Annotated in this window: 28 protein-coding genes; 14 read left to right on the top strand and 14 right to left on the bottom strand. The window is 52.7% G+C overall.

All coding sequences use genetic code 11. The features are described 5' to 3' along the window. Nucleotides 1-3: 3 nt before the first annotated feature. Nucleotides 4-468 carry a hypothetical protein gene (locus ABD843_RS09245; protein ID WP_345081909.1) on the bottom strand — a complete coding sequence of 155 codons (465 nt, stop codon included), beginning with the start codon at nucleotides 466-468 and terminating at the stop codon, nucleotides 4-6. A 64-nt stretch (nucleotides 469-532) separates the two neighbouring features. On the opposite strand from ABD843_RS09245, the gene ABD843_RS09240 reads away from it, so the two are divergent. Then, entirely contained in the window at nucleotides 533-1,117 is a 585-nt protein-coding gene (locus ABD843_RS09240; protein ID WP_345081905.1) for an acyl carrier protein phosphodiesterase, read from the top strand. A gap of 8 nt (nucleotides 1,118-1,125) precedes the next feature. Here ABD843_RS09240 and ABD843_RS09235 read toward each other — a convergent pair whose 3' ends face one another. The 8 genes from ABD843_RS09235 to ABD843_RS09200 form a co-directional block, all read right to left on the bottom strand. Further along, nucleotides 1,126-2,523 (bottom strand): WG repeat-containing protein, encoded by a 1,398-nt coding sequence (locus ABD843_RS09235; RefSeq protein WP_345081903.1) that lies wholly within the window; start codon nucleotides 2,521-2,523, stop codon nucleotides 1,126-1,128. Between the two features lie 108 nt (nucleotides 2,524-2,631). Further along, nucleotides 2,632-3,108: a nuclear transport factor 2 family protein gene (locus ABD843_RS09230; RefSeq protein WP_345081900.1), complete on the bottom strand. Its 477-nt coding sequence runs from the start codon at nucleotides 3,106-3,108 to the stop codon at nucleotides 2,632-2,634. Nucleotides 3,109-3,140: 32 nt separating this feature from the next. After that, nucleotides 3,141-3,812 carry a hypothetical protein gene (locus tag ABD843_RS09225; RefSeq protein ID WP_345081897.1) on the bottom strand — a complete coding sequence of 224 codons (672 nt, stop codon included), beginning with the start codon at nucleotides 3,810-3,812 and terminating at the stop codon, nucleotides 3,141-3,143. A 34-nt stretch (nucleotides 3,813-3,846) separates the two neighbouring features. Then, a complete protein-coding gene (ychF, locus tag ABD843_RS09220; protein WP_345081894.1) occupies nucleotides 3,847-4,947 on the bottom strand; it encodes a redox-regulated ATPase YchF in 1,101 nt (366 codons plus the stop codon). 62 nt (nucleotides 4,948-5,009) lie between these two features. Continuing rightward, complete coding sequence (locus tag ABD843_RS09215) at nucleotides 5,010-5,435, bottom strand: YybH family protein (protein WP_345081891.1); 426 nt, start codon at nucleotides 5,433-5,435, stop codon at nucleotides 5,010-5,012. Further along, the gene (locus ABD843_RS09210; protein WP_345081888.1) at nucleotides 5,432-5,611 is read right to left on the bottom strand and encodes a hypothetical protein; all 180 of its coding nucleotides are present in this window, start codon (nucleotides 5,609-5,611) and stop codon (nucleotides 5,432-5,434) included. The genes ABD843_RS09215 and ABD843_RS09210 overlap by 4 nt, the downstream gene beginning before the upstream one ends. A gap of 87 nt (nucleotides 5,612-5,698) precedes the next feature. Continuing rightward, entirely contained in the window at nucleotides 5,699-7,399 is a 1,701-nt protein-coding gene (locus ABD843_RS09205; protein ID WP_345081885.1) for a T9SS type A sorting domain-containing protein, read from the bottom strand. 138 nt (nucleotides 7,400-7,537) lie between these two features. Next, nucleotides 7,538-8,965 carry a tetratricopeptide repeat protein gene (locus tag ABD843_RS09200; protein WP_345081882.1) on the bottom strand — a complete coding sequence of 476 codons (1,428 nt, stop codon included), beginning with the start codon at nucleotides 8,963-8,965 and terminating at the stop codon, nucleotides 7,538-7,540. Nucleotides 8,966-9,177: 212 nt separating this feature from the next. Between ABD843_RS09200 and upp the strand changes: the two genes are divergently transcribed. After that, nucleotides 9,178-9,831, top strand: a complete 654-nt coding sequence (gene upp, locus ABD843_RS09195; protein WP_345081879.1) for a uracil phosphoribosyltransferase — start codon at nucleotides 9,178-9,180, stop codon at nucleotides 9,829-9,831. A 237-nt stretch (nucleotides 9,832-10,068) separates the two neighbouring features. Here upp and ABD843_RS09190 read toward each other — a convergent pair whose 3' ends face one another. Further along, on the bottom strand, nucleotides 10,069-10,596 hold the full coding sequence (locus tag ABD843_RS09190; protein WP_345081876.1) for a calcium-binding EGF-like domain-containing protein: 528 nt from the start codon (nucleotides 10,594-10,596) through the stop codon (nucleotides 10,069-10,071). A gap of 158 nt (nucleotides 10,597-10,754) precedes the next feature. On the opposite strand from ABD843_RS09190, the gene ABD843_RS09185 reads away from it, so the two are divergent. Together ABD843_RS09185 and ABD843_RS09180 are read left to right on the top strand one after the other, a co-directional pair. After that, on the top strand, nucleotides 10,755-12,278 hold the full coding sequence (locus tag ABD843_RS09185; RefSeq protein ID WP_345081873.1) for a YfgM family protein: 1,524 nt from the start codon (nucleotides 10,755-10,757) through the stop codon (nucleotides 12,276-12,278). Between the two features lie 66 nt (nucleotides 12,279-12,344). Continuing rightward, complete coding sequence (locus ABD843_RS09180) at nucleotides 12,345-12,899, top strand: hypothetical protein (protein ID WP_345081870.1); 555 nt, start codon at nucleotides 12,345-12,347, stop codon at nucleotides 12,897-12,899. A gap of 42 nt (nucleotides 12,900-12,941) precedes the next feature. Here the strand turns inward: ABD843_RS09180 and ABD843_RS09175 are convergent, their stop codons facing one another. After that, nucleotides 12,942-13,307, bottom strand: a complete 366-nt coding sequence (locus tag ABD843_RS09175; RefSeq protein WP_345081867.1) for a hypothetical protein — start codon at nucleotides 13,305-13,307, stop codon at nucleotides 12,942-12,944. 234 nt (nucleotides 13,308-13,541) lie between these two features. Between ABD843_RS09175 and ABD843_RS09170 the strand changes: the two genes are divergently transcribed. From ABD843_RS09170 to ABD843_RS09155, 4 genes are all read left to right on the top strand, one after another. Continuing rightward, entirely contained in the window at nucleotides 13,542-15,467 is a 1,926-nt protein-coding gene (locus ABD843_RS09170; protein ID WP_345081864.1) for a menaquinone biosynthesis decarboxylase, read from the top strand. A 64-nt stretch (nucleotides 15,468-15,531) separates the two neighbouring features. Then, nucleotides 15,532-15,930 carry a hypothetical protein gene (locus ABD843_RS09165; RefSeq protein ID WP_345081862.1) on the top strand — a complete coding sequence of 133 codons (399 nt, stop codon included), beginning with the start codon at nucleotides 15,532-15,534 and terminating at the stop codon, nucleotides 15,928-15,930. Between the two features lie 42 nt (nucleotides 15,931-15,972). Further along, nucleotides 15,973-16,377 (top strand): hypothetical protein, encoded by a 405-nt coding sequence (locus ABD843_RS09160; protein WP_345081859.1) that lies wholly within the window; start codon nucleotides 15,973-15,975, stop codon nucleotides 16,375-16,377. An 82-nt stretch (nucleotides 16,378-16,459) separates the two neighbouring features. Beyond that, on the top strand, nucleotides 16,460-16,885 hold the full coding sequence (locus tag ABD843_RS09155; RefSeq protein WP_345081857.1) for a VOC family protein: 426 nt from the start codon (nucleotides 16,460-16,462) through the stop codon (nucleotides 16,883-16,885). Between the two features lie 8 nt (nucleotides 16,886-16,893). Here the strand turns inward: ABD843_RS09155 and ABD843_RS09150 are convergent, their stop codons facing one another. Continuing rightward, the gene (locus ABD843_RS09150; RefSeq protein ID WP_345081855.1) at nucleotides 16,894-17,610 is read right to left on the bottom strand and encodes a ferredoxin--NADP reductase; all 717 of its coding nucleotides are present in this window, start codon (nucleotides 17,608-17,610) and stop codon (nucleotides 16,894-16,896) included. Between the two features lie 62 nt (nucleotides 17,611-17,672). After that, nucleotides 17,673-18,515 (bottom strand): alpha/beta hydrolase, encoded by an 843-nt coding sequence (locus ABD843_RS09145; RefSeq protein WP_345081851.1) that lies wholly within the window; start codon nucleotides 18,513-18,515, stop codon nucleotides 17,673-17,675. 272 nt (nucleotides 18,516-18,787) lie between these two features. Here ABD843_RS09145 and ABD843_RS09140 point away from each other — a divergent pair, with 272 nt between their 5' ends. Then, nucleotides 18,788-19,300, top strand: coding sequence for a YbhB/YbcL family Raf kinase inhibitor-like protein (locus ABD843_RS09140; protein WP_345081848.1), 513 nt, complete (start codon nucleotides 18,788-18,790; stop codon nucleotides 19,298-19,300). A gap of 192 nt (nucleotides 19,301-19,492) precedes the next feature. On the opposite strand, the gene ABD843_RS09135 is transcribed toward ABD843_RS09140, so the two are convergent. After that, nucleotides 19,493-19,831 (bottom strand): hypothetical protein, encoded by a 339-nt coding sequence (locus ABD843_RS09135; RefSeq protein ID WP_345081845.1) that lies wholly within the window; start codon nucleotides 19,829-19,831, stop codon nucleotides 19,493-19,495. A 156-nt stretch (nucleotides 19,832-19,987) separates the two neighbouring features. Between ABD843_RS09135 and ABD843_RS09130 the strand changes: the two genes are divergently transcribed. The 5 genes from ABD843_RS09130 (at nucleotide 19,988) to ABD843_RS09110 (ending at nucleotide 24,216) form a co-directional block, all read left to right on the top strand. After that, nucleotides 19,988-20,680 carry a phytanoyl-CoA dioxygenase family protein gene (locus tag ABD843_RS09130; protein ID WP_345081842.1) on the top strand — a complete coding sequence of 231 codons (693 nt, stop codon included), beginning with the start codon at nucleotides 19,988-19,990 and terminating at the stop codon, nucleotides 20,678-20,680. A 201-nt stretch (nucleotides 20,681-20,881) separates the two neighbouring features. Next, nucleotides 20,882-22,045 carry a homogentisate 1,2-dioxygenase gene (locus ABD843_RS09125; protein WP_345081839.1) on the top strand — a complete coding sequence of 388 codons (1,164 nt, stop codon included), beginning with the start codon at nucleotides 20,882-20,884 and terminating at the stop codon, nucleotides 22,043-22,045. Nucleotides 22,046-22,085: 40 nt separating this feature from the next. Beyond that, nucleotides 22,086-23,243 (top strand): 4-hydroxyphenylpyruvate dioxygenase, encoded by a 1,158-nt coding sequence (gene hppD, locus ABD843_RS09120; protein ID WP_345081836.1) that lies wholly within the window; start codon nucleotides 22,086-22,088, stop codon nucleotides 23,241-23,243. A 115-nt stretch (nucleotides 23,244-23,358) separates the two neighbouring features. Then, nucleotides 23,359-23,700 (top strand): hypothetical protein, encoded by a 342-nt coding sequence (locus ABD843_RS09115; protein WP_345081833.1) that lies wholly within the window; start codon nucleotides 23,359-23,361, stop codon nucleotides 23,698-23,700. Between the two features lie 99 nt (nucleotides 23,701-23,799). Further along, a complete protein-coding gene (locus tag ABD843_RS09110; protein ID WP_345081830.1) occupies nucleotides 23,800-24,216 on the top strand; it encodes a hypothetical protein in 417 nt (138 codons plus the stop codon). Nucleotides 24,217-24,247 lie beyond the last annotated feature (31 nt).

Below are 24,247 nucleotides of genomic sequence, written 5' to 3'. Positions count from 1 at the left end.
CGGTTATTTGTCAAGGAACAGCGATATCGCGTAAGAAGTGATATTGCTTCCGTTCTTAGCGGCGGCTGTCATCATTGAATACTTGCCATAAGTATAAGAAGACACTCCGTCCTCCTCTCGCTCTAATACAAAACCATACGACCTCAATGCGCTCTTGTACTTCATGTACATGCTATGATCGGTCGTCATGAACATTACTTGCTTTTCTTCGAGATATATGCGGATCGATCCAGCATACCGGATCCCATTTTCTCTGTAGACCCTTGTAAATTCCTTATACGGTCTTTTCTGATCCATGACCCCCTGGTACGGAAAGCATGTGCCTAAGATACCCTCTGCCTTATCCTGGCCGGCGCCTATCAGTGACAATAGTTTACCGGGAGGTATAAAACAGTCAGACACTTTATTCTGAGAAAAAAGCAGCATCGGGAGAACAAGAAAAGCTACCAGCAGCAATATATTCTTCATGTTTTATTTGTTATCTCAGACAAATATAGTCTTACAAATAATAATTGCCCCTTAGCTTCGCTGTATGAATTACCTGGGGCATGCATTCCTGTCGTTCGGCAATAGCGAGATACTGGTGGGCAATATGATAGGCGACCATGTGAAAGGGCGCCTGGCGTTGCAGCACTACCCCGATGGCATAAGAAAGGGTATAGAGCTGCACCGGAAGATAGATGAATTCACAGACAACCACCCGTCGGTCTCGCGGGCCAAGCTCATCTTTCGCGAGGACTATGGCCTGTATGCGGGCGCCATCACCGATACCGTGTTCGATCATTTCCTGGCCAATGACCCCAAGTATTTCGCATCGCCCGATGCGCTGCTGCAGTTCACCCGGCAGACATATACACAGATAGAAGAACACAGCACACACCTGCCGCCCGATTTTGCCGCCTACTTCCCCCATATGCGCGAGTATAACTGGCTGCTGGGCTACCGCAGTATGAAGGGTGTGGAGCGCTCGCTGCAGGGCCTGGCAAGAAGGGCAAAGCATATGCCCGCATCAGACAAGGCATATACAGCCTTCGTGATGGGATATTACCACCTGAACCAGTGCTACTTTGAGTTGATAGACGATGTGGTGAAAATGGCCAAAGCGTATACCTTATAATTCGCTCATTACTGCTCTTCGTCGCCTAGCTCGGGCCGGGTGAACTGTACCAGCCATTTGTTGTGCTTCTTTACCAGGAAGAGCATCTGCTCTTTGCTCCTGTCGTCAGACAGGGTATAGGTCACTATGGCCTTGTTCTCGTTCTCTTTGCAATCCTTTATACCTATCATCAGCCCCATCATTCGCTGCTTCGATGAGTCCGATATCATATCTCTCATATGCGCGAACTGCTGTAGCAGCGTGCGGGTATCGCCGGTGGCATACCTGTTGGCCTCGTAATAGTCCAGGTGATAGAATCCTGTGAGCCATTTGTAGGCCACATTCACAGGGCGCTGCACATCGGTCTTTACCCCATAGTAGGCCGTAGTATTGGCAAAGTAGCGTATGAAATAATCTGACGGCACATGCTCGTAGGCTGGCTTCACTACATACTCGCCATTGCGGCCTATGAGGCCATATCTGCCATTTACCTCTACCAGCGCATGCCCGCCATCGAAGCCAAAGGCGAAATCGTACCGCGCAGGTATCTCATACTTGCCGTAGCCGTCTATATAGCCCCATTTTTCGCCCAGCCTGGCGGCCGCCAGCGTATTGCCATGGAAGGGGTATGCATCGGCAAAGCGTATAGGTATCAGCTCATTGCCTTCGGCATCCAGCCAGCCCCATTTACTGCCCTTTTTTACCAGGAACATGTCGCCATCCAGGTCCACATCGTTGTAGCGGGGTGGCAGCACCGACCGGCCTACCTTGTCTATCACACCCCACTTGCCGCGAAGCATTATTTTGGCCTTGCCATCTTTAAAGGGGTATACATTATCGTACACATGGTCTATCACCAGGTCGCCGGTGGCATTGACGAAGCCCCAGTAGCCATTGCTGTTCATGACTCCGCAAAGCCCATCGGAAAAATAGCTTACCGCGCTGAACTGGGGTAGTATGCTGGTACGTCCGCTCCTGTCCACAAAGCCCCATACCTCGCCCGATGGGCCCAGTATGCTATAGGCAGCCATACCCTCGTTGAAGTTCTCTACGCTCTGCGCATCCGGCAGGCTGAACTGCTGTACCCCGTTCTTATCTATAGCCGCAGGCACTCCGCCCTCGGGCACCACAAATGCCAGTCCCTCATTGAACGATGTGGCATAGCAATGCTCAGGGGGTATCACATAGCGGCCATCTTCGTCTATATAGCCCCAGCGCCGCGGCACGCCTGTGGCCACCACGGCCACACCGCCAGAGAAACAGCCCGCTCTTACATACCTGAAAGGGATCTTTACATTGCCATGCCTGCTGATATAGCCGTACGCACTTCCGCTTTTGACGGGGAACAGCGAGGTACTACCCTCATTGCCCGAATGACAGGATACCGCGAACAACGCAGCTAGCAGGAACAGGTATGGCCTTTTCATCAACTCACAGTACTACAGCGCAAAACACTTGTACATGAAAATACACATACTCTGTGAAACATAAGTGAACAAGATGTGAAAGGTAACATTCTAGCCCGGCAGGTGGGGTCATTGCCCGGCCTCCGCGGGTGCGGGCTGCACGGTGTCGGTGGAGGCGGGATCTGCCAGTGGCTCCTCTTCCATGTTCTCGCTGTCCATCTGGTTGCCCAGGTCGGTCTTGGTGAACTGTACCAGCCATTTATCGCTCTGGCGCACCAGGTTCAGGGTCAGTTCTTTCTTCGGGTCTTCGGTGGTGGTATAGGTCACCGCTGCATTATCGCCATTCTCCTTTACGTCCTTTATGGTCACCTTTATCTTGTTCAGCTCTTCCTGCTTATCGGCAGGTATATCGCCCGAAAGGGCGCTGAGGGTATTGATGAGGTTCCTGGTGGCAGGTGTGGACAGCTTTAATGCAGGGTCGGCATCCATATGGTAAAATGCAGTGAGCCATGTCTGCGCCACATCCTTGGGGTTGTTCTTCCCGCACCCTGTAAGGGCAAGGGCCAAAGCGGCTATGAGCAGCGAGCGGTCCAAAACATTTTTCATACTATCCTATACGGTTTGCAGTGGTAAAATTATCAATAATATCTGACGCTCCCAATCAATGTTGCATGTGCATTGAGAAACAGGTCGTCGGTGCCTACAAAGGTGCCTGCGGGTATATGGGTCACCGGCAGGTAGGCGCTATCGCCCGTGGCCTGTACTATGGTCTTGTAAACGAATTCGGTGCAGTATAACTTGTCGTTGCTCTGCAGGTCGAAGCGGGTGTCGAAGACAGGCCTGCGGGCTGCATAGCTGCGTATAGTACTTGCCAGCAGGGCTATAGTGGTATCGGCAAAAGGATAGCGGGCTATGGCCGCGGCAGTATTGTATGCCGGGGAGAAAAAATGCTGTGCGGTCTCGCGCCTGATGCAGGCAGTGGTATCGCCATCGCCACCTATGCAGTGGTATACATAGGGCCTGCCGTTCTCTATCATCACTATGCCGCAGTGCGAGTAACTTTTGTCCCTGCGATTGAAGCCCGCGAACGCCCTGCTGAAGGCGCCTGCGCCCGTACGCAGCACCACATCGCCGCTGCGCAGCAGGGCCACAAGGCTGTCGGCCGCGTGCTTGTTGCGTATACTATCGGTAGTGCCAGGGGCATGAGCGGCCTGCATCTTGCGCTGCTCGGCCAGGTACAGCCTACCGGCAAATACCATTAATCCGCCACAAATGACCAGCATGGTGAGTATGGCTGCCAGCGCTCTCATATCAGATATTGGGGAACGGTAAAGTGGTCCTCCGTTATACGTTGAACCTGAAGTGCATCACATCGCCATCCTGTACCACATACTCCTTGCCCTCTATGCGCAGGCGGCCATTCTCGCGGCAGGCCGCTTCGGTCTTGTACTGTACATAGTCGTTGTAGGCTATCACCTCGGCCTTTATGAAGCCCTTCTCAAAATCGGTGTGTATCACGCTGGCGGCCTGCGGGGCTTTCCAGCCGCGGTGTATGGTCCATGCCCTTACCTCCTGCACACCTGCGGTAAAGTAGGTAATGAGGTTGAGCAGGGTGTAGGTAGAACGTATGAGGCGGTCCAGGCCGGGCTCGGTAAGGCCATATTCGCTCAGGAACATCTCTTTGTCTTCTTTGGTCTCCAGCTCCGATATCTGCGCCTCTATAGAGTTGTTCATCACTATCACCTGTGCGCCCTCGGCCTCGGCGGCCTTTGTGAGCGCTTCAGAATATCTGTTGCCGGTAAGCAGGGCTGCCTCATCCACATTGGCCACATATAGCACAGGCTTTTCTGTAAGCAGGAAGAGGTCGGCTATGGCCTCGCGGTCCTCGCCTTCCAGCCCCAGGCCGCGTATGTTCTTTCCCTCGCCCAGGTGCTCTTTGCAGTTCACCAGTACTTCGTAGGCACGTTTCATCTTGGCATCGCCCGTTTTGGCCATCTTTTCTACACGCTGTATCTTCTTTTCTACGCTCTCCAGATCTTTCAGCTGCAGCTCGGTATCTATTATCTCTTTATCGCCTATAGGGTTTATATCGCCTTCTTCGCGCAGTATGTTCTCGTCTTCAAAGCAGCGTATCACATGCACTATGGCATCTACTTCGCGTATATTGGCCAGAAACTTGTTGCCCAGGCCTTCGCCCTTACTGGCACCCTTTACCAGGCCGGCTATATCCACGAACTCGAAGGTGGTGGGCACTACACGCTGTGGCTGCACCAGCTCGGCCAGCTTGTCCATTCGCTCATCGGGTACATCTACCTGCCCTACGTTGGGCTCTATGGTGCAGAACCTGTAGTTCGATGCCTGCGCTTTTGCGCTATTGCTCACCGCGTTGAACAAGGTCGATTTTCCCACATTGGGCAATCCCACTATACCAGCCTGTAATGCCATTACTTATCAGTTTTTTCTTAAAAATTTGCGCAAAGGTAAGGGAATACGCCCTATGAAACACCCTAGCTGCTGTGGTCGCACACTATCACCCACTCTCCTTTTATCTTGCGCAGCAGCAGGGTATATGAGCCGCCTACGTCTCCGGCCTTGCGCTTTAGGTCCCAGCGGCCCACTACGAAATAGTACTCGGGCGAAAGCCTTTTTATGCTGAGTATGGTAGATGTGAGGGTGCCTGTATGGTCGGTATCGGGATAGCCTTTCTTGTAGCGTGCCAGTGTGGCGGCATAGCCATATGTAGGACCCTTGGAGCCTATGAATACGAGGCTGTCGCTCTCCCAGTAGCCCTTCATATAGCCTTCCATGTTGGCCTTGTTCCACTCGGTGACCTGCGCAGCCAGCATTTTGCGGATAGCGGCCTCATCCCTGCTCTGTGCAGTAGCGGCCAGGGAAAATGCTGTAAAAAGCAGGCAGTACAATATGCGGCTCATATGCGGTATCTTTCGCTGTTGGGGTAGAAGAGAAAGCACACCAGGTACACAAAAAGGCCTATCCCCAGCAGGGCCATACCCAGCTTCCGGCCTTTGTCCTGCGCAGTGAATGCCAGTATGAGCCCCGATGCTACGAATAAGGTACCTATGAATAATACAGCCAGCAGCTCTCCCATATATTACGTCTTGCTATTGCGGGGCACAAATTTCGGAAAACATTACAAATATCTATACCGCAGGTTGTTATATGGCCGTTATTTCGCTTAATGCAGCACGGCCATTTTGCGCAGTATCACCGTACCGGCGGCCTGTATGCGCACCTGGTACACACCGGCAGGCAAATGGCCCAGCGGAATGGTAGTATGTGTGCCTGCCAGGGCTATGTTGGCCACTGCTCTGCCGGTCATATCGTATACCGTGGCCTCGGCACCTGCGGGCAGGGGCTTGCCGCTGCGCAGTACACAGGCATCTGTGGCAGGCTGCGGGTAGAGGGTCATGTCGGTATACATATCCACGGCACCTATGCCCGTCTCTATACATGGCAATGGTGCGGCAATGACATTGAATGTATGCCTGCGCACCAAACATCCCTCTACCGATGTAAGCGAGTACTGCCCCTCGCCTATGGCCACATGGGTGGGCAGGCTGCTGCCATCGTACCAGCGCACACAGCCGGTAAAGGGGGCCGTGAGCAACACCGTATCGGTATCGTAAAAACAGATGGTGGTATCGGTGGTACTAATGGTAGTATCCTCAGGTATGGTGATGGGCGCATTGTACAGGTTGGTGATACCCCATATAAAAGAACTTGCAGGCAAACTGGTCAGCACATTGGGCATATAGGTACAAGCGGCACCGGCGGCATTGGGCGCTGCTATACAGTTCAGGTAGCCGGCAGGTACGCTTTCGCACACATATACCTTGCCATCGGCCCCCAGGCGCATATCGCGCGAGTGAGTGGTGCCGCCGGCCCTGGCCACCATATATTTTGTGGCCTGTATGGCCGCAGTGTCTGTCACATCATACTGCCACAGCACCCCGGTATCGGGCAGGGTACCCAGCATCGATGTAACATAGAGCTTGCTGTTATCGGGCGAGAACTCGGTATACATATCCCGTTTGCCACGGCATATGCTCACCGCATTGGACACCCTGCCGGTAGCGGGGTCGAAGTCGAACAGCTCTGTGCCTATCTGTGTCGTATCTACCGGGCTCCACGATATGGTGCTTGTAGAAGAGGTGAAATTGCATACCGCCAGCCTGTGGCGATCGGGCGAGGCCTTCATGATACCTCCGCCATAGGCGAACCAGCCTGTTCTGTCGCCGGCTACAGACACCACCGGTGTGGGATCGAGCCCGCAGGCAGTGATATGGTAGGCATAGAACACGGGTTCTTCCATACGGTGTACCAGCAGCCACAGGTCGCAGCTATCGCCCGGTATGGTTATCATCTTCTCGCACATACGCGATGCCATGTATATGCGCGACATGCCGGGCACCACGCCGCCCAGCCCGCCGTTCAGGTCCATATCCACAATGCTGTAGTATAGCTTTAGCCCGCTGGTATCGTCCAGCACATACTCCAGGCTGTAGATAGAAAAGACATAATACTGCCGGGGGCCGCTGCCGGGCCCGTAATTGAGCACAGGGGCTATGGCCGCTCCCTGCATATTGCTGAAGCAGGCATTGGGGCATACAGAATCACCGCCCAGCATGATGGTATGTGTGCGGTCCCATATGGTGCGCCCCTCGGTGTAAAAGAGCAATGAGCCTTCGGCGTCGCACACGGCCGCGCTACCCTCAGCGGCCTCTATAGCGGTAGATATGGCCATGGGTATACCAGTAGCAAAGCTGACCCCGGAGTACAGGCCCATAGGCCAAACGGTGTTCTGCAACGTATTGTACTGCGCATGGCCGGTATAAGCCAGCAGCAGGTACAATAATGGTATAAAGAGCTTTTTCATGGCATAAATAAGGCGCAGAAAAATGGTAAGGTGTATATAAAATTAACCTATAAAATGCGTATGGCCCCGCAATGCGGGGCCATACATAGAAATAATTATATTTTTAAGCCGTAACGGAATGACGTACAGGCAGGTTTGTTATTTGCGTTTGGTCTTTTTGTAGCGGGTTATCAGCTCGCTCACCTGTGTACGCATCAGGTATTCGGGGTTCAGGTCGGTAAAGAGCTTTACTTTGCCCGGCGCCAGGGTAAGGGCTTTTTCCAGCTGCAGCAGCGCCTCTTTGGCCTTGCCCAGCTCTAGCAGCGATGCTGCGTAGAAGTAGTAGAGGTCTCCCTTTTCGCCGCAGTGCTCCATGGCCACCTGTACCTGTACCAGCACCTCGTCGTGGTAGCCGGCCAGGTACAGGCCACGCACCAGCGATATCCAGGTCGATTTGCTATCGGGCTTCAGGCGTACGGCGTTCAGGTAGCATACCAGGGCCTCGCTCTTCACGTTCAGCTCCATCAGGCAGTTGCCTATGGCCATGCAGTAGGCGGCATTGTCCTTATCGAGGTGCAGGGCCACAGAGAATGCCTTTATGGCTTTCTCCCACTGCTTTTCGCGCGTGTAGGTCTCCCCTATCTTGAAGAATATGCTATCGTCCTGCGGGCTCAGCTGCGATGCCTGCCTGTAGTACTGGCGGGCGCGGCTATAGTCCTTGCGCTTTTCCCAGCAGTAGCCCATGGCCTCGAATATAACATCCTCGGGGCGGGCTATCTCTATATGTTTCTCCAGCACTTCCAGCGCTTTCTCATATTGCTTCAGGCGCATAAAGGCATCGGCCATATTGCGGTAGGCGAATTCGAACTTCTCGTCTATGGCCACGCAATATTCGTAGGCATCTATGCTTTTCTCATAGTGCTTCAGCCCCTGGTAGGCCGCGCCGAGGTTGAACCACGCCAGCGCATTGAAGGGGTCGTCGTCGGTAAGCTGGGTATGCAGGGCAACACTCTCTTCGAGCCTGCCGGTGAATTCGGCCCAGAAGCATATCTTCTGCAGGGCCTCTTCGTTGCGGCGGTCTATGGCTATTATCTTTTTCAGGGTATCATATACCTCATCGAAATCCTCGTTCTCGTCGTATACATCCGACAGCTCCAGCAGCAGCTCTACCTTGTCCTTACCGCCGAACTCCTCGGCCTGCTGCTCCAGCCACTGTGCGGCCTGCTCGTGGCGGAACTGCGACATGAGGATATCGGCACGGAGCAATACCGCGTCGAGGTTCTTCATATCATATTGTTCCATCTCATCGAGGGCGCGAAGCGCCTGCCCGTATTTCTGGGCCTGGGTGAGTATCTCTGCCCTTAGCAGTAGTATAGATGCAGAAAAAGGGTAGTAGGTGCGGGCGATATCGCAGGCGGCAAGGGCCTGCTCCTCATTGCTGTTCTGAAAGTAATGTTCTATAACGCGCTCGAACTCCTCTTCATCGAGCATTGTGGCTCCTTCTCCTTTTCTCAATTGCTCATAGCGCCGCAGAACCTCGTCAAATGCTCCCCATCCGTCTTCATTTATATCATCGTCATCAAACATAAGCACACGATTTGTACCAAAGTTACACAAAATATGACCCGCTGCACGGCGGCAAATGTTACCACTATATCAAAATGCACACGTTTTTAACAAATGCTTGTATAGTGGCCGGAGGCATTCTTTTTTATGACCAATAACAGCTTGCCCATCATACAGATATAACGATGCGCACGCCGCATTATTGCTACATTTGGCGTTATAAACAAGGTCATATGATGGTAACCAACCTGGGCGAACAATGCTCGCTGGCATCGGTATGGATGCGCGACCTGCGCAATGTGCAGGTGCAGAACGACAGGAGCCGTTTTCGCCGCAATATAGAGCGCATAGGCCAGGTGGCCGCCTACGAGATAAGCAAACACCTGCAGTATACCGATACGGCCATAAACACACCCCTTGCGCCCACCCAATGCAAGGTGCTGGCCACACAACCCGTACTGGCCACCATACTGCGGGCAGGGCTGCCGCTATACCATGGCCTGCTGAGTTACTATGACGAGGCCGACAGCGCATTCATAGGCGCCTACCGCAAGCACAATGCCGACAAATCCTTTGTGGTGGACCAGGGCTATATGGCCAGCCCGGCGCTGGCAGGCAGGCCGCTGATACTGGCCGACCCTATGCTGGCCACAGGGGCATCTATGGTGCAGGCGCTGCAGACCCTTACCGAGTACGACAAGCCGTCGCAGATACATATAGTGTGCATAGTGGCCGCGCCCGAGGGCATAGAGGTGCTGGCGCAGCACTTTCCCGGTGCATACCTGTGGGTGGCCGCTGTGGATGAACGCCTGAACGACGACAAATACATACTGCCCGGCCTGGGCGATGCCGGCGACCTGTGTTTTGGCGAGAAGCGGCAGCATTAAAGGAAAATTTTACTAATACCAATTTGACTTCAAAATTCGGCACAGGAAAATTTCACGTTATAGCGCTCATAGTTCACCTCCTCCCCAAAGGGGAGGTTCGGGAGGGGCCAAAAAACATACCTGTTTTCATTGTCTAATTGGCATAAGGAACCGCAATAGCAAAGCCGGTAATGGCTGCGGCAATAAAAAAAGCACAGCATATGCTGTGCTTTTTTTATTGCCGTATACCGGAAGGAATTAGTTCCAGGTGCCGGTGTAAGAAGCCTTAGCACCGGTAGGATCTTCCAGTGTGTAAGACCAGGTGATCTTCTTGTCGGCGGTATTGTATGTACCTGTACCGTATACTTTGTAGTTGTCGTTATCGGGAGCCTGAGAAGGTATAGTGATGGTGTTACCGCTCACTGTGGCCTTCACGTCGTTCACGAAATAGCTGCTGCCAGAAGAGTTGTTGCCAGAGAAGTGGCCTATTTTGATATCTACTACAGTAGTACCTTCTGTGATGGGAGCAGTGTAAGTAGGCAGAGTGCCACCGCTTACGGCTACGTCAGTAGCTGTCCATGTTTTGATGAATTTGGCCCTTGATGCTGTTTCGCAGTTAGTGCCTTCGTAACCTGTCGCGCAGGTACAGTTACCCTCGTTACATGTACCACCGTTCTGGCACACTACGTCTTTACATGGGTCAGAGTTACAAGATGTGTACATTACTGCGCTGAATGCGCCGAGTGTCAGTGCTGCGCTGAGCGCGATCTGCTTGATGGTTCTCATACCTTTTCGTTTTTTGAGTAGGTGAATTTATGGAGCAAATGTAAGCATAGTTCGTCATAAATAAGGCATATCCTGTAATTAACAGATAGTTTATTGTGTATCAATGCCTATGTTTTTGTTAACCGTTTTACGGGCCATGGTCGTATCTTTATCATCTCATGCCATTGAAGGCGCCCATATCGCTGCTGCTGGCGCTGCTGCTATCGGGCGGCAGTATGGCAGCTACCTATACTTATACTTATACCGATAACTGCGCCCGTGCCTATGAGCATTTCATGTCGCTGCACCTGGCAGAGGGCAGGCAGGCCATAGCCCTGGAGCGCAAGGCCAACCCCAATAACCTGATGGCCGTATACCTGGCCGACTACGAGGACTGTATACTGCTGCTCATAAACTGCGATATAGACGAATACCGCCGCCGCGCCGCCGCTATGGACGAACGCCTGAAGCTGCTGGCCAATGGCGACCCGGCATCGCCATGGTACCGTTTCTGCTATGCGGGTATGCATCTGCACCGCGCCATCATCAACATACGTTTTGGCGAGCAGTACAAGGCTGCCTTCAACTTCCGCAAGTCGTATGCGCTGCTGAAGGAGAACCAGCGGCTGTACCCCGACCTGGAGTACAACAACATAATAGCAGGCCTGCTGGAGGCCGTGGTAGGATCGCTGCCGGGCAGCTACAAATGGCTGGCATCGGTATTCGGCATGAAGGGCAGCGTGCAGAAGGGCACCGAAAAGCTGGGGGCCTTCCTGAGCACGCACAACAGCTCGCACCCGCTCTATGCCGAGACCAACCTGTACTACCTGTATACCCGCTTCTACCTGCTGGCAGAGCATGCACAGGTGTGGCAGATACTGAACGACCCCGCCTTCAAAACGAAGAACAACCTGCTGAACACTTTTGTAAAGGCCAATATAGCGCTGGACCACAGGCATGCCGATGATGCCCTGGCCCTGCTGCGCACGGCAGCTACAGAGCCGGGCTACAGCAGCTACCCTGTATTCGACCACCAGTATGGCTATGCGCTGCTCACCCACTGCGATACCGCATGTGCCTTCTACTTCAGCCGCTACCTGCGCAACAATAAAAGCGATGTATACATAAAAGATGCCTGGCAGAAGATGGCGCTGGCATGGTATGTGAACGGCCGCACCGACAAGGCCGAGTACTGCCGCAAGATGGCAGGCCGCGAGGGTACTGCGCGTATAGATGGAGACAAGCAGGCGGCACGCTTCGCTACAAGTGGTGTGTGGCCGCACCGGGCGCTATTGCAGGCAAGGCTGCTGATAGAGGGCGGCTACTACGAAAAGGCCCTGGGCATACTGCAGGGCATAGACAAGGACAGGCTGCAGCATCCTGCCGATAGGGCGGAGTATCACTTCAGGCTGGGGCGGGTATACGAGGAAATGGCCGCCACACCGGGCAAGGGGCAATACTTTAAGCAGGCGCTGGCCCAGTTTCGCGAGGCGATGACAGAGGGCAAGGACAGGCACGAGCAATTTGCCGCACGGGCGGCGCTGCATACAGGCCGCATATACGAACAGCTGAACATGAACACCGAGGCCATAGCCATGTACAATGAATGCCTGAACATGCCCGACCATGATTTTCAGAACTCGATAGACCAGCAGGCAAAATCGGGCATCAACCGGATAGAGCACCGGCAGGCAGGGCAATGATAAATTGCTGCAGGTGAGAATTTTTTTATCACCTTTGCAGTATTCACCTTATATATACCGGGGAATATGAAACAAAAGATAGCCATACTATTGCTGCTATGCTGCATCACCTCTGTGGCGGCCATGGCGCAGCTGCGCGAGGCCCAGCAGGACCGCCGCGAAGAGCAGGACGAAAAGAAGGCCGCCAGCAAGGCGAAAGTGGATATGAACATCTTTCGCAGGCAGATACTGGCCCTGCCCGAATTCTCGGAACAGCGGCGCACCCTGCCCGAGTTGAAGAAGAAGGTGAACGGCATACCCAAGATATATGCCGTGGTAGACTCTACCGGCGATGTAGAGAACAGCAAGACCCTGAACGGCTACATAACCATAGCTGTGGGCGACCATACGGTAGATATATACGAGATACTCTTTGACAGGGCGCAGAAGAAGATAGTAAAAGTGAAGGCCACCGGCCAAACGGTGGTGGAAGAGACCGACGAGCCCACTACCGCCAAGCCCCACAAAAAGAAGAAAAGAGGAGAGGACGATGAAGAAGAGGAGGCCGATGAAGAGAACGATGAGCCGGAAGAAAGGCCTGCCAAAAGAAAAAAGAAGGATAAAGACGAAGAGGACGACTGATAGGTCATCCTCTTTTGCATTTAAGATGCAGGCGGTATTCTTTTAGGAAAAAAAGCTGTCGCCGAATTTCATGTAGAGCCATAGCAGCACTACACAAATGGTCATTATTATCAGGGTCACAGAGCCTGTGCTCTTCCTTTTCACATCTTTCGATATCTGTGCCATTTTCGGCGATACCTTGTAAATAGCAAAGAACAGACCGGCGATCGTTACCACATATACGGGAAAACTGAACAATATCTGCAGCTTTGCGGCTATACTTATCCAGTCGACAGTGAGCCGTGACAATCCTTTTAATACCCAGAACGACAGTATGGAAAGATAGGCGATAGCCGACCAGTAAGAAAGGGCCTTCACCCGCGTGACCTTAAAGAAGAGCGCATAGCACTCTGTTAACATTTGTCTCATTGTTTTCGTTTCAGTTAGAAGGGGGAATAGTATATTCTTCGGGGGCGGTTGCAGTGTAAAGTTATTTTATTTACCCGTTTTTTCAAATGTTATTGCATACTATACAACGAAATACCCCGAAAAATTGAACAAGGCATAACATCGCTCCTGCCCGGGCATGGCTTATAAAATGCCTTTATCCGGCGATATGGCTATACTATGGCGCACTGCGTGGCATACGCTAACTTTGCACACATGGCATATACATCACTCCGCGCGTTCGTAGACGCACTGGAGCAGGCAGGCGAACTGGTAAGGATAAAGGAATTCGTGGATCCTGTACTGGAAATAGCAGAAGTGACCGACCGCATATCGAAGGCCGGCAACAGGAACAAAGCACTTCTTTTCGAGAATACCGGCACGGGCTTCCCGTTGCTCATCAACTCTATGGGCAGCGACAAGCGCATGTGCATGGCGCTGGGCGTGAACCACCTGGACGAGGTGATGAACGACATAGACGCCCTGCTGAAAAAAATGAGCACCCCCAAGAACGGCCTGCTGGACAAGCTGGCCATGCTGCCGCAGCTGGGCAAGTTCGCATCGTATATGCCGCACGTGGTGAGCGGCCGCGGCGCCTGCCAGGAGGTAGTGATGACCACCCCAGACCTGAGCAAACTGCCCGTGCTGAAGTGCTGGCCGGAGGATGGCGGGCCTTTCATAACCCTGCCTGCCATACATACCAAAGAGCCCGCTACGGGCATGCGTAATATAGGTATGTACCGCATGCAGGTGTTCGACGATACCATGACGGGTATGCACTGGCACAGGCACAAGGTATCGGCCAGGCACTACAACGAGTACAAGAAACTGGGCAAACGTATGCCTGTGGCCGTGGCGCTGGGTGGCGACCCGGTATATACCTATGCCGCTACGGCCCCGCTGCCCGAGAACGTAGATGAATATATGCTGGCGGGCTTTCTGCGCAAGAAAAAGGTGAGCCTGGTGCGCTGCATTACCCAGCCGGAAATAGAAGTACCGGCCGATGCAGATATAATAATAGAAGGATATGTGGACCCCAACGAGGAACTGATATGGGAAGGCCCCTTTGGCGACCATACCGGCTACTACTCGCTGCCAGACTGGTACCCGCGTTTTCATGTAACGGCCATCACCCACCGCAAAGATGCCATATACCCGGCCACTATAGTGGGCATACCCCCGCAGGAGGATGCCTGGATAGGCAAGGCCACGGAGCGCATCTTCCTTACCCCCATAAAAATGACGATGGTGCCCGAGATAGCCGACATGAACATGCCGGTAGAGGGTGTTTTTCACAACCTGGTGATAGCCACTATAAACAAGGAATATCCCGGGCAGGGACAAAAGGTGATGAACGCCATGTGGGGCGCAGGGCAAATGATGTTCAACAAGATACTGGTACTGGCCGATGGCGAGGCCGCTACCGGCGTACGCATAGACGACTATGCGCGCCTGGCCAAAGAGGTATTTGACAACCTGGACCCCGCTACGGATGTATACTTCAGCCAGGGGCCGATGGATGTGCTGGATCACAGCTGCTCCAAAATGGGCTTTGGCGGAAAAATGTGCATAGACGGCACCCGCAAAACGGAGGAGGAGATGAATACGCCTGCGGCAGCCTACAAAATGCCGGGCAGTTTCTCTGCCGCTATGCTGAAGACCAAATATGGCGAGATAACAAGCATAAGCGACAGGCTGATGCGCGAATGGGGAATACCTGTGCTATTTGTGGCCATGGCCAAGGACCGGCCGGGCCATGTGGCAGACCTGCACAGCAGGCTATGCACCGAGCCCGGTATGGAAGGCCTGAAAATGATACTGTATGTAGAGCATACGGTAGACACGGCCGACATAGCCGATGTGCTTTGGCGCTTCTGCAACAACCTGGACCCCCGCCGCGACCATATGTATGGCGGCCCGGTCAGGAACATATTAGGACTGGATGGCACACGAAAGACAAAAAAATATGACAGTTTCGACCGGCCGTGGCCTAACATTATCGTTGCGGATGACGTCACTATTAAAACAATTGATAATAAATGGAGCTCTTTAGGGCTGGGCGAATTGTTAATTTCACCTTCTTTGCGGTACAAGACCCAACTATACAGGGGGGGTGCTACTGTCTTAGATGAAGAGAAGTGATGATCAGGTCTTAAAAAGTAACAATTAGTCAAATTTTATTTACCTTTATAAAAAATCAATAGCAATGAAACGCGTTCTTTTTGCACTATTCATGCTTACCGCCACAATAGGCGTTACCTCTGTACAGCCGGTATCGGCATATACCCCGGCACCTGCCGCACCTGTTACCCAATCTGCATTCAACGCCAAGGTGAACCTGATGGACACCCAACTGGGCGATGGTAATATAACAGCAGCACAGGCAACATGGGAAGAGATACACACCATGATGCTGAGCGTACTGGCCACTACCAAGACCAGCATACAGACAGCTTCATCGCCGGCGGTAGAAGCATCGTACCGCAGCATACTGGACAACCAGATAGCTATATACCGCGTGGTATGGGGCCTGAAACCCAACCTTGCCGCCAACAGGGCCGCCATACATACCAAGCTGGGCGACTTTTCGGCCACGATATACTAATATTCTGATACCCCGGTGGGTAAAAAATATATTTTCCGATCTATGAAACGCTTGTTCCTACTATGTAGCATGCTGCTGGCCATTGCCGCAGCATCGGTGGCACAGACAACGGCGCATACGCCCCCGCTGGACCAGGCCACACCTGTGTCCAAAAGCGAATACATGGCGCGCGTGCATGAGCTGGACGCGGCCATAGCTGCCAACAACACCCCGCAGGCCGAGATGCTCTTTGGCGCGGTGAACCAGCTGGTGAACGACGAGATGAAGGTGGTGCGCTACAAGATGCGCGATGCGACATCTACCACCGAAAGGGATAGGTGCGTTGCCCTTACCAAGACACAGCGCGCGCTCTTCTCTAAGGCCATGGGCTACAAGCAGACCGGCATGACAGAGAACAGGACACAGCTGATAGCTACCCTGAACGAATTCGGAGCTATTATAGAATAAGGCCTTTTTACAGATATTGACGGAAAGCCGTGGTACTTGCCACGGCTTTTTCTATTTTTATGCATAACAAAATAGCTACATCATGTCTCAACCCAAACGTGTGACCGGTATAGGTGGTATATTCTTCAAATGCCAGGACCCCACAGCACAACGCGAATGGTACAACAGGCACCTGGGCCTGAATGCCGAACAATATGGCGCAACATTCGAATGGCGACATGCGGACATGCCGCAGAAAAAGGGCTATACGCTGTGGAGCACTTTCAAAGCCGATACGAGCTACTTTGGCCCTAATGGAAAGGAATTCATGGTGAACTTTCGCGTAGAGGACCTGGAGCGGCTGCTGGCACAGCTAAAAGAAGAAGGCATAGAACAGGTGGGCGAGACACAGGTACATGAATACGGCAAGTTCGCACACATCACCGACCCTGAAGGCAACCGTATAGAACTATGGGAGGCCTATGACGAGGAGTATGGCGATATGGTGAACGGTGAAGAGAATAAATGACCGCCGGCCTAGCCATATATCTCTATTTGAATATCTTTTTTGTCGTAGCCCAGGGCCTGTATACGGGCCCTGGCCTCGTCTATCATATCGCGCCAGCCACATAGCATGAATGAGGCCGGCTGCCGCGCCGAGCATAGCTGCTCGTATATGGCGTGTACATAACCTGTAGGGCCATGCCACTGCTGGCGCGAAAGGGTGGGCAGGTAGCGGAAGTGCGGCAGGCTTTCCTGCAACGCCAACATCTCATCGTGATACAGCAGATCGGCCTGGGTACGGGTTCCGAAGATGAGGTTCACCTTATAGCCTTCCGGCTTGTGCGTATCCATATAGCGCAGCATGCTGCGGAAGGGTGCTATACCTGTGCCTGTGCATATGAAGAAGTGTTCCTTATCGGTAGCCTCGGGCAGTACGAACACGCCCTGTGGCCCGCGCAGTGTAAGGGCGCTGCCTTCTCTTACCTCATCAAACAGGTAGCGCGAACCGAGGCCCCCCTCTACCAGTACCACCAGCAGCTCTATGACATTGGTACCATCGGGCGCAGAGGCTATGCTGTAGCTGCGCCAGCGGCGATTGCGCTGCTCGTGCACAGGCAGATCGAGCGTGACGAACTGGCCGGGTCTGAAGTCGAGCGCGGAGGTATCGGGCAGCTCTATCCAATACCTGCGGGTATTGTGTGTGGCCTGCTCTATGCGCCTTACTATGCCTTGCTGCCAGTTGGGGATCATAGAGTAAAGGTAGGTTATTTAGCGGCTAGCGATATAGAAGGTATCGATAGTGGTGTAGAACATTACTTCTTCGGCCCGTTCAGCCGTGTAAGCGCATGATAGATACAGTTGTGCAGTATGGTGAGGTGGCTTTCCATTTTCTCGGGATGGTAGAGTACCCGCATGCCTTTGTGCTGCTTTAGCAGGTCGCGTAGTTTTTCGGCATCTTTTTTCATCACATCGTCCTCGGCGCCGCCGGTAGATATGTATACCGTGGCATGGGCAGTACTATGCTCTTTCAGCAGTGCGGGCGCACGCGCCAGCAGCGACTCGCCATCCCACCACAGGCTGGGGCTTACAATGATGTATGTGCGGAACATATGGGGCCGCTGCAGTAGTACCTGCGAGGCAAAAAGCCCACCCAGCGACTGCCCTATGAGGGTAGTGGTATCGGTGGTCCTGTAATGGTTCTTTACGAATGGTATGGCCTCGCGCTCCAGGAAGTCCATGAAGGGGGTGGCACCGCCCGCAGTGGCGAATTGCTGCCGGGCATTGGGTATGAAGGCCGGGTAGCTCTGCCCGGCAGATAATGGGTATGTGAAGTCGCGCCTGCGGTCTGCATTGGCTATGCCTACCACAATGGTAGGCTGCATGGCACCTATCATGTTCAGGAACTGTACTATACCGCATATCTGCAGCATATCTTCATTGGCGCTGCCATCCAGCAGGTACAGCACAGGATAGCTTTTGTTCTTATCCGCGGCATAGCCATCGGGCAGGTATATGTTCAGTATACGGTCTTCGCCCAGTGTGGCAGAGTGTATCTTTTCTGTATGGCCTATGCTCAGTGGTGTGGCCTGCGGGCTTTGCGCAGCTATGCCACCGCATAGCAAAAGGCAGGTGACGGTGATATATAATGCTTTCATGACGAATGGATAAAAGGCACCTCAAAGATACTTTACCACCGGGCCATAGAAGGAGTGAGGAAATGGGGGAGTTTTATAGCATAGCAGCCATGTGAGAATGATATAAATGCAGCACAGGAGTGTATAACGGTTCCGGTCCGCGATCGTAGGATCTTTGTATCAGCGAACCGATCCTGTAAAAAAGAGACAGGATGAACAGGGCAAAGGGGGCGCAAAGTTCCCCGCCCCGGCAAAAAGAAACCTTATTCTATCACTCTTAAAAACTTGTGATCATGCGGTACGCAGGCATTCTTTCGGTAGCATTCGGCCTGGCCATGCTCTCTTCCGCTTTCAAACCGGCAAGAGAACTTTCGGTAAGCAGCCCGGCCTTTACACACAACGGGGTCATACCCGCCAAATATACTTGTGAGGGGGAAGATGTAAGCCCTCCGCTGCAGATAAACAACCTGCCTGCCAATACGCGCTCGCTGGCCATAGTACTGCACGACCCCGATGCGAAGGTAGCAGGCGGATTTACCCACTGGGTGAAATGGAACATAGACCCCATGACCAGCATACCCGAAGGTTATGATGGCGGCAAGACCGGCATGAACACACTGGCAAAGCATGCGTACAAAGGCATGTGCCCGCCAGACGGATCGCACCGCTACTACTTCACAGTATATGCGCTGGATGCTAAACTGAATATAGATATAAACACCGACAAGGCCAGCCTTGAGAAGAAGATGCGGGGGCATATACTTGCAGAAGGAGAACTGGTAGGGCTATATGAGAAGATGAAATAGAAGCGCGGGAAGAATGCATATGGAAACATACGCTGACCCGATGACCGATATTCATCGTCTTGCCCCGAACAGGGACCGGAAGCAGGTAGAATAAGGATGGTAGAGGCGATACAGCCTGCAGGGCAAAACGAACCGATACCATCTTTAAAAAAGAGAGTTACTTATGGTAACTCTCTTTTATTTTTTAGAGGATCAGTTCCACATGGTACCTGCAAGGCCCAGCACTGTGCCCAGCCATATGGCCACTATGTAGGCCAGCACGCTGAATGTCCTGGCCACTATGCGCTGCCAGCCGCGCCGGGGAAACATACGATCGGTGAAGTGATACATGGCCCCGGCCGATACACCGGCAAGAGGTGTAACTATGAGGGGACGTACCATCCATAGCTCGCCCCACTCGGGCGGTACGGGCCTGTCTGCCCCCAGCACAAAGAACGATATAACGGCAAGACCTATGGCCCCGCCCAGCAGCATGCGTTTTCCCAGGGTATTCCAGCCACTGCCCTGCGATGAAAGATGGATCTGTGTCATGATATCTGGTCTTTTTTATAGTTTATAAGATGGTTTTATGATACATCTAAAAGTACTTTGTATTTCAAAGTTACAATGATCACTTTGAAATACAAAGTGTTTTCGTGTTAAAAATTTTCTGCGGTACATGGCAGGTCATTCTGCATCTTTGCCGGTATGCAGATAGAGAAGACCGCAGAACAGTACGGAAGGAACGGCTTTGTCGTAATAGAGGGTTTTTATACTGCTGCGCAGATAGATGGTCTCATTGAGGCAATGGAAAAGAAAGGTGTATTTGAATATGATAACAGCAATGACCTGCTGGCCATAGATGCCGTATATGATATTGCTGCATCGGCAGGGCTGATGAGCATTGTACGACCGCTGACAGGTGATGGCGCGGTGCCCTTTCACGCCATAGTGCTGGATAAAACAAAAGACAATAACTGGGGACTGGACTGGCACCAGGACCTGAAAATAGCTGTGCAGGAAAAGATAGAGACGACCGGATATACAGGGTGGACCGTAGAGGCGGGAATACCACATGTGGTACCACCGGTAGCAGTACTGGAAAAACTGGTGACCGTGAGGATACACCTGGACGACTGCGATGGCACCAATGGCGCCATATGGGCACTGCCAGGCACACACCGGCTGGGCATAGTAGCGGCCGCAGATATGGGCGATACAGTAAGAAGCCATAAGATAACAGAATGCACTGTGAGGAAAGGCGGTATAATGCTGCTATCGCCGCTGGTGCTACATAAGTCGCCCTATGCGCTTACGAACAGGCACAGGCGTGTGCTGCAGATAGCATACCGCGCTACAGAGCTGCACAATGGCATAAGGTGGTATAGTAAAGACGTATGACCTTTCTCGGCCCCCGGCCTGACCAGGAACACATGGCGTACATTATACACAGCGGTACCATCGCAAATGCACGGCAGATGAGGCTTATAGAGCATTCTGTAAGTTGTGATGCGCATCTGTATGCAGGAAGGGCGGGATGATGCAGGTCATGATCTGCTGCTTTTTAAGCGCGTAAGATTGCGGCATAAAAGATCTACCAGAATGCCGATCTATCATTCATTAGGGCACATCCCGCACAAGCGTCACATTGTATTCCGCAACACCGAGGGCAAGCTGTACCAGGAGGAGCTTGTAGGTACACAGGGCTTCAGCAGCCTGTCTTCTCTTGTATACCACCTGCACCCACCTACATGCGTGCGGCAGAAGGGCAAGCCATATTCTGTAAGGCCGGAGATAGCCATAGAGAACAGCCTGAACGCCATGAGCTTTAAGGGCTTTGATATAAAGCCCTGCAACGACTACATGGAAAGCCGCAAGACACTCTTCGTGAACAGCGCACTGCATATAGGGCTGGCCGCGCCTACCACATCTACACCCTACTTCTTCAAGAATGCCGATGCGGACGAGCTGATATTCGTACACAGGGGATCGGGGCGCGTGCAGACCATGTATGGCCAGCTACCATTTGCCTATGGCGACTACATACTGATACCCCGCGGAACGGTGTACAAGATAGTGTTCGACGATGCGGACAACAGGTTGCTGATAGTAGAATCGTTCGACCCTGTATATACGCCAAAGAGGTACCGCAACGAATTCGGGCAACTGCTGGAGCACTCGCCATTTTGCGAACGCGATATAAAACGCCCACGCGACCTGGTGACCATAGATGAGAAGGGCGAGTTCGATGTGCTGATAAAGAAGAAGGGCACCATATTCCCCTATGTGTACCTCTATCACCCATTCGATGTAGTGGGATGGGATGGCCATCACTACCCCTATACCTTTTCCATCTTCGACTTCGAGCCACTAACGGGCCGCATACATATGCCACCGCCCATTCACCAGACCTTTGAGAGCGCAGGCTTCGTGGTATGCTCGTTCGTACCCAGGCTGTACGACTATCACCCCGATGCTATACCAGCGCCCTACCACCACAGCAATATAGACTCTGACGAGATACTGTACTATGTAGATGGCGACTTCATGAGCCGCAACAACATACAGAAGGGCCAGCTGACACTGCACCCGGGTGGCATACCGCATGGCCCGCACCCCGGCGCCATAGAGCGCAGCATAGGCAAGAAAGAGACACAGGAACTGGCCGTGATGATAGACCCCTTTGCCCCTATGATGATAACCGAAGAGGCACTAAGGCTGGAAGTAAAGGATTACTACCGCTCGTGGCTGCCACACGAGGCATAAAAAAGACATTCTATTTCTGTACGCACCAAAAGAACCAAATATGCAGGCAACACCACTTAAGGACACCGTTAATTACAATTACGGTCTTGAGAAGATATTCGAAAAGGCAGATGACTTTCTGCCTATGAACGGTACCGACCATGTAGAGCTGTATGTAGGCAATGCCAAGCAGGCAGCACACTTTTACAAGACGGCATTCGGCTTTCAGAGCCTTGCATATGCGGGGCTGGAGACCGGCAGCAGGAACAAGGTATCGTATGTGCTAAGGCAGGACAAGATAAGGCTGGTGCTGACGACACCACTGCGCTCGGACGATCCCATATCGGACCATATAAAAAAGCATGGAGACGGTATAAAAGTGATAGCACTGTGGGTAGACGATGCAAGGCGGTCTTATGAAGAAGTGATGCGGCGTGGTGCGGTATCGTACCTGGAGCCCGTGGTGGAAAAAGATGAATGGGGCGAGGTAGTGCGCGCCGGCATACATACCTATGGCGATACGGTACACCTGTTCGTAGAGCGGAAGGACTATACGGGCATCTTCCTGCCCGGGTATACAGAGTGGCGGTCGGACCATAACTCCGGGCATACCGGCCTGAAATATATAGACCATATGGTGGGCAATGTGGAGCTGGGCAGTATGAACAAGTGGGCAGAGTTCTATGCAAAGGTGATGGGCTTTGCCAACCTTGTGACCTTTGACGACAAGGACATATCTACACAGTATACGGCCCTCATGAGCAAGGTGATGACCAATGGCAACGGGCGCATAAAATTCCCTATAAACGAGCCTGCTGTGGGACTGAAAAGGTCGCAGATAGAAGAATACCTGGATTTCTACGAAGGCCCCGGCTGCCAGCATATAGCAGTGGCTACGGATGATATAGTGTTCACGGTATCGGAAATGAGGAAGAGAGGAGTGGAGTTCCTGCATGTGCCGGGAGACTACTACGATACTGTGGCAGACCGTGTAGGCGAGATAGCCGAAGACATGGAACTGCTAAAAGGCCTGGGCATAATGGTGGACAGGGATGAGGAGGGCTACCTGCTGCAGATATTCACCCGGCCCGTAGAGGACCGCCCTACCCTGTTCTTCGAGATCATACAGCGCAAGGGGGCCAGGTCTTTTGGCAAGGGCAACTTCAAGGCGCTGTTCGAATCGATAGAGGCCGAGCAGGCAAGAAGAGGTACGCTGTGATATCCTTCGAACCGGACAAGAACATGGCCCCCGATACCGATACCTGACGAATATCATGCGCAGTATATCTGAAAAAATATAGGTTTGAATATACCGTTAGGGTACCGCCCGGAACATGCAAAGCGCAGACGAAAAAAAACATCTGTCGGACAGGGTGCTGCAGATGCTGCAGCAGGGAAGAACGCAGGAAGAAGCAGAAGCCATGCTGACCGCGATGGACCTGCCACTGGCCTATGTAAAAGAGCTGGTGGCCGAAACGATGAAGCTATACCTGGGCCAGCAGCGGTCACGCGGGCTGAGTATGATACTGACAGGCGCGGTGATGTGTTTTGCCAGTTTTTTACTTACGCTTCTGGGTGTTTTTCCCGAGGCCAGTATAGGCTATTATGTGGTGCTCTATGGCCTTACCGGGGCAGGAGCAGGTATAGCGTTCTACGGGTTCACCCATATTTTCTGACCGGCTGAAACTAAAGCAGCCGGGTGCCTGCACCTGTGCGACCTCCGGGTATAACCATCCTCCGGATTTGCGCTATATTTGTTGATCTTAACAACATATATGAAGCAGGTTTTTGGTTTCAGGACCATAGGGGCTCATGCGCTCGCTCTGCTGGCCACTCTTTTAGTGTCCAAGTATATCATTGGCAATGCCTGGGTGTGGCTTGTTTTTGCCATACTGGCGTTTGCCGTATGCCTGCGTATAGTGCTGCGCAGGTACCAACTGGCGGGGTTAGCGGGGCAGACCCTTACATTCCGTTCGCTAGTACCCGTCCTTCGGCCCGTTACCATCTCTGCTGATGCCATAGCGGGGCTCACTGTTATAAAGGCCAACGAATTCAGTTTCCTTCTTATTATTCACAGCCCCGGCGGCGATAGCAGCATCAGGCTGAATATGATGCGCTCTGAGGTACAAGCCCTGCTCGCATCTCTCAGGGGGCTGAAGGTGACGGTGAATACCAAAGGGATCTCGTTCTGATATAATAAATACTTGTACATTTTATGGCCCG

Source organism: Nemorincola caseinilytica (genome assembly GCF_039540515.1).
GTDB classification, from domain to species: domain Bacteria; phylum Bacteroidota; class Bacteroidia; order Chitinophagales; family Chitinophagaceae; genus Nemorincola; species Nemorincola caseinilytica.
The sequence above is the reverse complement of the archived record's forward strand: the minus strand, read 5'-3'. Positions and strand labels throughout refer to the sequence as shown.

What these genes read in the sequence shown, in the direction of transcription:
- ABD843_RS09245 (WP_345081909.1), bottom strand. Translation starts at nt 468, where the DNA reads ATGAAGAATATATTGCTGCTGGTAGCTTTTCTTGTTCTCCCGATGCTG.
- ABD843_RS09240 (WP_345081905.1), top strand. Translation starts at nt 533, where the DNA reads ATGAATTACCTGGGGCATGCATTCCTGTCGTTCGGCAATAGCGAGATA.
- ABD843_RS09235 (WP_345081903.1), bottom strand. Translation starts at nt 2,523, where the DNA reads ATGAAAAGGCCATACCTGTTCCTGCTAGCTGCGTTGTTCGCGGTATCC.
- ABD843_RS09230 (WP_345081900.1), bottom strand. Translation starts at nt 3,108, where the DNA reads ATGAAAAATGTTTTGGACCGCTCGCTGCTCATAGCCGCTTTGGCCCTT.
- ABD843_RS09225 (WP_345081897.1), bottom strand. Translation starts at nt 3,812, where the DNA reads ATGAGAGCGCTGGCAGCCATACTCACCATGCTGGTCATTTGTGGCGGA.
- ychF (WP_345081894.1), bottom strand. Translation starts at nt 4,947, where the DNA reads ATGGCATTACAGGCTGGTATAGTGGGATTGCCCAATGTGGGAAAATCG.
- ABD843_RS09215 (WP_345081891.1), bottom strand. Translation starts at nt 5,435, where the DNA reads ATGAGCCGCATATTGTACTGCCTGCTTTTTACAGCATTTTCCCTGGCC.
- ABD843_RS09210 (WP_345081888.1), bottom strand. Translation starts at nt 5,611, where the DNA reads ATGGGAGAGCTGCTGGCTGTATTATTCATAGGTACCTTATTCGTAGCA.
- ABD843_RS09205 (WP_345081885.1), bottom strand. Translation starts at nt 7,399, where the DNA reads ATGAAAAAGCTCTTTATACCATTATTGTACCTGCTGCTGGCTTATACC.
- ABD843_RS09200 (WP_345081882.1), bottom strand. Translation starts at nt 8,965, where the DNA reads ATGTTTGATGACGATGATATAAATGAAGACGGATGGGGAGCATTTGAC.
- upp (WP_345081879.1), top strand. Translation starts at nt 9,178, where the DNA reads ATGATGGTAACCAACCTGGGCGAACAATGCTCGCTGGCATCGGTATGG.
- ABD843_RS09190 (WP_345081876.1), bottom strand. Translation starts at nt 10,596, where the DNA reads ATGAGAACCATCAAGCAGATCGCGCTCAGCGCAGCACTGACACTCGGC.
- ABD843_RS09185 (WP_345081873.1), top strand. Translation starts at nt 10,755, where the DNA reads ATGCCATTGAAGGCGCCCATATCGCTGCTGCTGGCGCTGCTGCTATCG.
- ABD843_RS09180 (WP_345081870.1), top strand. Translation starts at nt 12,345, where the DNA reads ATGAAACAAAAGATAGCCATACTATTGCTGCTATGCTGCATCACCTCT.
- ABD843_RS09175 (WP_345081867.1), bottom strand. Translation starts at nt 13,307, where the DNA reads ATGAGACAAATGTTAACAGAGTGCTATGCGCTCTTCTTTAAGGTCACG.
- ABD843_RS09170 (WP_345081864.1), top strand. Translation starts at nt 13,542, where the DNA reads ATGGCATATACATCACTCCGCGCGTTCGTAGACGCACTGGAGCAGGCA.
- ABD843_RS09165 (WP_345081862.1), top strand. Translation starts at nt 15,532, where the DNA reads ATGAAACGCGTTCTTTTTGCACTATTCATGCTTACCGCCACAATAGGC.
- ABD843_RS09160 (WP_345081859.1), top strand. Translation starts at nt 15,973, where the DNA reads ATGAAACGCTTGTTCCTACTATGTAGCATGCTGCTGGCCATTGCCGCA.
- ABD843_RS09155 (WP_345081857.1), top strand. Translation starts at nt 16,460, where the DNA reads ATGTCTCAACCCAAACGTGTGACCGGTATAGGTGGTATATTCTTCAAA.
- ABD843_RS09150 (WP_345081855.1), bottom strand. Translation starts at nt 17,610, where the DNA reads ATGATCCCCAACTGGCAGCAAGGCATAGTAAGGCGCATAGAGCAGGCC.
- ABD843_RS09145 (WP_345081851.1), bottom strand. Translation starts at nt 18,515, where the DNA reads ATGAAAGCATTATATATCACCGTCACCTGCCTTTTGCTATGCGGTGGC.
- ABD843_RS09140 (WP_345081848.1), top strand. Translation starts at nt 18,788, where the DNA reads ATGCGGTACGCAGGCATTCTTTCGGTAGCATTCGGCCTGGCCATGCTC.
- ABD843_RS09135 (WP_345081845.1), bottom strand. Translation starts at nt 19,831, where the DNA reads ATGACACAGATCCATCTTTCATCGCAGGGCAGTGGCTGGAATACCCTG.
- ABD843_RS09130 (WP_345081842.1), top strand. Translation starts at nt 19,988, where the DNA reads ATGCAGATAGAGAAGACCGCAGAACAGTACGGAAGGAACGGCTTTGTC.
- ABD843_RS09125 (WP_345081839.1), top strand. Translation starts at nt 20,882, where the DNA reads ATGCCGATCTATCATTCATTAGGGCACATCCCGCACAAGCGTCACATT.
- hppD (WP_345081836.1), top strand. Translation starts at nt 22,086, where the DNA reads ATGCAGGCAACACCACTTAAGGACACCGTTAATTACAATTACGGTCTT.
- ABD843_RS09115 (WP_345081833.1), top strand. Translation starts at nt 23,359, where the DNA reads ATGCAAAGCGCAGACGAAAAAAAACATCTGTCGGACAGGGTGCTGCAG.
- ABD843_RS09110 (WP_345081830.1), top strand. Translation starts at nt 23,800, where the DNA reads ATGAAGCAGGTTTTTGGTTTCAGGACCATAGGGGCTCATGCGCTCGCT.